The sequence below is a fragment of the Streptomyces sp. NPDC051133 genome (assembly GCF_040682635.1).
In the GTDB taxonomy this organism is placed as follows: Bacteria; Actinomycetota; Actinomycetes; order Streptomycetales; family Streptomycetaceae; genus Streptomyces.
Map to the genome: position 1 here is coordinate 1 of NZ_JBFBBK010000129.1, position 5,088 is coordinate 5,088.

At 65.1% G+C, this 5,088-nt stretch carries 3 protein-coding genes; 2 read left to right on the top strand and 1 reads right to left on the bottom strand.

Annotated elements, in window-relative coordinates:
• Positions 1 to 528 (bottom strand): hypothetical protein (locus AB0N17_RS45120; RefSeq protein ID WP_366017507.1); only part of this gene is annotated, 528 nt, incomplete at its 3' end.
• A gap of 720 nt (positions 529 to 1,248) precedes the next feature.
• On the opposite strand from AB0N17_RS45120, the gene AB0N17_RS45125 reads away from it, so the two are divergent.
• Both AB0N17_RS45125 and AB0N17_RS45130 read left to right on the top strand, forming a co-directional pair.
• Positions 1,249 to 1,383, top strand: a complete 135-nt coding sequence (locus AB0N17_RS45125; RefSeq protein WP_366017508.1) for a hypothetical protein — start codon at positions 1,249 to 1,251, stop codon at positions 1,381 to 1,383.
• Positions 1,384 to 2,382: 999 nt separating this feature from the next.
• Positions 2,383 to 5,088, top strand: a 2,706-nt coding sequence (locus tag AB0N17_RS45130) for a 5-oxoprolinase/urea amidolyase family protein (RefSeq protein ID WP_366017509.1), incomplete at its 3' end; no start/stop codon positions are given.

Below are 5,088 nucleotides of genomic sequence, written 5' to 3' on the forward strand. Positions count from 1 at the left end.
CCCACTGCGGAAGGAATACCAGACCGTCGTTCCCTCCTCTTCGTTGGCCAGCTCCACCGCATCCGTCAGAAGCCGCTTCACCTGCTGCACATATTCAGGCTTGGCCTCGATACCCGCCAGCAGGCCCACACTCAGTGGATTCGGGCCGTCGAAAGGCGTTCGCTTGGCAGCAAGGACATTGACCTTCTGAATGGTGGGATGACTGGTCAGCATGTCCAGCCCTGGACGTGTAGTCAGCGCACTGGCGATCTTCCCATGCAGATGGGCCTGACGATCAACCTCACCGCCGAAAGCATCAAAAATCCCAAAAGAGGTGCGCCCGCTGCGGAAGGAATACCAGACCGTCGTTCCCTCCTCCTCATTGGCCAGCCCCACCGCATCCGTCAGAAGCCGCTCCACCTGCTGCACATATTCAGGCTTGGCCTCGATACCCGCCAGCAGGCCCACCTTCAACGGCGCCCTGTCAGCGGGCGCCGCCTCCGCCCCTGTGGCTGCCGAGGACGACGGCGCATCCGCCGACAGGCGCATTTTGGGGCCACACCACGACATGATCCTACTCAGGTATGTGCGAGAATTATCAACGGACATTCGGTTTACCCTCACTCAATTAGCAATCCATTTCAAAGCAGCAGGCAGGATTTCCTTAATGGACCTCAATACCCAGAGGTCGCTGCAGGACGGGCGCTGCCAGCCACATAAAGAAGTTAGTGCGCGTGGCACCCGCACGTGGAGAGGCCAAACCGACACCTTCGGCACCACAACCGCCACCCTTGAGACCGGGCCAAGATGATCTGCCCTGCTGAACCAAGCCCCTGGACGCGTTGGCAGCGGAGCCCGGCTCACACTTGGAAGGTTCCATGACGCATGTGGCGAGACCGCGCCGGTCAACGTCCTCGGCGAGAGATCGCGGCGCGGCCAGGAGTGCGTCGGTGCAGACGTGCTGTGCGCTCACTGCAGCGCTGTCGTCGGCGCGTCCGCGGGCGGCAGCATCTACGTGATCTGGCACAGGTCCACCAGAACAAGGAGGACGTCGTCCTCACCGACGACCTCGCCCCGCTCTGGGACCAAGCGGGCCCGGGCACGGTCAAGAGCGAGAGGCCCATACGGCGGCCCTCTGCCGCGCAGGTCGAGAGCGCGGTCGCGACCTCGACGAGGATAGGCGCCTGCTGCTGACACCGCTGTGCCTCAGCCCCACCCGACGGCCTGCTCGATCCCAGCAGCCGGATACGCAGAGGACCGCGAGCGCTCGTGATCACACCGCGACGGCCCACGGCCATCGCCCACGATCCCGGGCCGCCCGGCAGCTACGGCACCGCCTCCCGCTCCTCGGCGATGCGCTCCAGCGCCTCCGTCGACCGGTGTCATGCACAGCTGGCGCACTGACCGCGACGAACCAGCCGTCCCGGTCGGCGTTGCCAAGGGCACCGAGGCCGACGAAGACCTCCGCTTCCGGTCCCGGACACCGCCCAACACTCCGCCATCGACAACAGCGGCGGCGCCTCGAGGAGTTGGCGGCGTGTACTGACGGACAGCAGTCAGTCCGAAGGATCCGCCAGCCACCATCAGGTGCTTAGATGCCGGCGCAATGGGGTAAGGAAACGCCAAGCGCAGGGAAACACGGTCTGGGCCCGCACCCCCCACTGATGCGGGCCCAACCGAGTGACAGGCTCAACCGCCTCGGGGTCCCCACAACCCCTCAGTACGGCCTGCGTTCAATCTACGCAGTCCCTACTCCACGTAGATCGTCTTCCGCGTCTCCTCCTTCGCGGGCAGGACCGGTCTGCCTGACACGCGTGCAGTGTTGCCCATAGGCGCGTTTGACGCATCCATGCGTTTCGGCTTTCAGACAGTCGTGGCGACCAGAGGTACTCCCCTGAGCCTCTCTGCAGGTCAAGGCTTCAGCATGACCCCATTCAGGAGAAGGTTGATTGCATAACTACAACCGCTCCTAGAGAGGATCACCTGCGTCAAAAGTTGCAAACCGGATCATCGACGTCACTGCCCCGTGACGTCACGAACGGCTGAATTTCGACCAACCTCCCCCATCTGAGGTTCGTCGCGGGCGGAGATCCACGTCGACGGCAGGGAGAATTTGACAGCAACGCAGTGCTGCGGCGACTTCGGCGCCAACTCCGTCACGATCGCAAGCACACTGTCACCGGCACCGTCCAAGCCCGCGGACGAGATTCCCCCGAAGGGCGTAATGGTCAGCCGCCAAGTAGCCTTGAAGCCAGGCGTGCGGCTGGCGTGAGCTCGCAACCCGCGCCGCGTCATGGCGTGGCCGCAGCCGGTGAGCGGAAGACTCCTGGGCTCGTCCCAACACCCGCTCGTCGGCGGCGGTGTCCAGAAATAAGGTCACTCATCGTCTTCCGGCTGAGGGTCATGTTCCACACCATTCTCATCGCCAACCGGGGGGAAATCGCCTGCCGCCTTATAGCTGGCGCACAAGCCTGTGGAATCCGCACGGTGGCGGTGTATTCCGATGCTGACCGATCAGCCCCTCATGTGCGGATGGCCGATCAAGCCCTGCGGATAGGCCCGCCGCCTGCGAGCGAAAGCTACCTCTCGATTCCACGTATTCTTCAGGCAGCCTCGGACGTCGAGGCCGATGCAGTGCACCCCGGGTACGGCTTCCTCGCGGAGAATTCGCGGTTCGCCGCTGCGGTCGAAGCCGTCGGCATGTCCTTCGTAGGCCCCAGCCCTGCGCATCTTGAGACCTTCGGAGACAAGCAAGCCGCGCGGCGGGCTGCCGAGCGAGCCGGCGTTCCTGTCATCCTTGCATCCCCGCTGATCAGTGACCGTGAGCACGCGCTTCATGCCGCTGAGTCACTGGGATACCCGCTCATGGTCAAAGCTGCCCGCGGAGGGGGCGGCATCGGTATGCATCGCTGCGACAGCCCCAGGGACCTTCCCGCTATAGTGCACCGCGTCGATCGTCAGGCAGAGGCCTCCTTCGGAGGTGGCGGGGTCTTCCTCGAACGTCTCGTGACACATGCCCGGCATGTGGAAGTGCAGGTCTTCGGAGACGGCCGCGGCGAGGTGTCCATTCTGGGCACTCGCGATTGCAGCCTGCAGCGGCGGCACCAAAAGGTTCTCGAAGAGGCTCCGGCACCCCATCTGAGCGAAGCGATCCGCGGCCGACTGCACTCCTGGGCACGCCGCTTGTGCCAGGGGATGGCCTACCGGTCTGCCGGAACCGTCGAGTTCCTCTACGATGTGGACACCGAGCAGGCCTGGTTCCTCGAAGGGAACCCGCGCCTGCAAGTCGAACATCCGGTGACTGAAATGGTGACGGGTCTCGACCTTGTCGTCCTGATGCTGCGCCTGGCCGACGGAGACAGAGGCCTGCTCACCGAGATCGGTTTCGATCCCCCACCTAGCCGATGCCATGCCGTCGAGGCACGGCTGTACGCAGAAGATCCCTCGCATGACTTCCTGCCCAGCTCTGGGCTGCTCACACTCGTGCAGTTCCCCGGCGATGTGCGTGTGGACGCCGGAGTGGAAACCGGTCAGGAAATCACCAGCGACTACGATCCTCTGCTCGCAAAAATCATCGCTTCCGGAGCAGACCGACACCAGGCATTCGGTGCGCTGCACCGCGCACTGGAACGCACGCGTATCGAAGGAGTGGAGACCAACCTCGGCCTGTTGCGCGAGGCTTGCCGAAGCAAGGAGGTCCTGGGCGGCAAGGTGACCACCATGACTCTGTCCGGCATCCGGGACCTGCGCCCTCGGATCGAAGTCGTCCGGGCAGGCACGTTGACCACTGTCCAGGACTGGCCCGGCCGCACCGGCTACTGGCATGTCGGAGTCCCGCCCAGCGGCCCCATGGACAGCTTGTCCTTCCGCTCAGGCAATCAGGCACTGGGCAATGCCGAGGGTGCACCTGGACTGGAGTGCACGTGGGAGGGGCCCATCCTGCGCTTCACTGCAGAGACTTCCGTCTGCGTCACCGGAGCCCCGGCACGTGTGACCGTAGATGGCCGTCCTGTCCCGCAGTGGGAACCGGTCTCCGTCGGTGCAGATGCATGCCTTGAAGTGACCGCTCCCGAGACAACGGGTGTGCGGACCTACGTTCTGATCCTGGGAGGCCTGGAGGTACCCGAATACCTGGGAAGCGCCGCCACGTTCCCACTCGGCGGCTTCGGGGGACACGCAGGGCGCCCCCTGCGCACCGGAGATGTACTCAGGTCCGGGCGCGGAGCCCGCGGGTCGGACGCCCCTCGGCCCACTCAGCCGCCCGGCCCGCCCCCGGTGTTCACCCATCAGTGGGACATCGCCGTATATGAAGGGCCACACGCCGCACCTGACTTCATCACTCCTCAGGGTATGCGAGAGATCTTCGCCGGAGCGTGGGAGGTCCACGCCCACTCGGCCCGCAGTGGTGTGCGTCTCGTGGGAACACATCCTCTCTGGGCCCGCAAGCACGCGGACGAAGCCGGCCTGCACCCGTCCAACATCCACGACACTCCCTACTCCGTCGGAGGGATCAATTTCACTGGCGACACACCGGTCATTCTCGGACCCGACGGCCCGAGTCTGGGTGGCTACGTCTGTCCCATGACGGTGGCCACGGCGGACCGGTGGAAGATCGGGCAGCTGCGGCCTGGCGACACCGTCCGTTTCCGCCTCGTCTCTGCTCCAGACGCCGGCTCCGCACGCGTCTGTCCCGCCCGGCGCCCAAGAGCGCAGGCGCCAGCAGTGCGCGACGGGCGCATAGATGCCGTCATGGCCCGTGGGGAGACGGCCGACGGCACCCTCGTGGTCTACCGTCGTGGAGCGGAAGACAACCTTCTGGTCGAGTACGGCCCGATGGAGCTGGACCTGGGGCTTCGTCTGCGGGCGTACGCCCTGCAAGAGCACCTTTTCGCCATGAGGCCACGCGGGCTCATCGACATCACCCCCGGCGTCCGTTCCCTGCATCTCCATGTCGATCCCGACACACTCCCACTGGAGACTCTCTTGGGCATGGTGAGGGAGGCCGAGGAGTTCCTCCCGGCCACAGGCGAACTCACCGTGCCCAGCCGGGAAGTGCACCTGCCGTTGTCCTGGGACGATCCCGCCGTGCGCGACGCCGTCTCCCGCTAC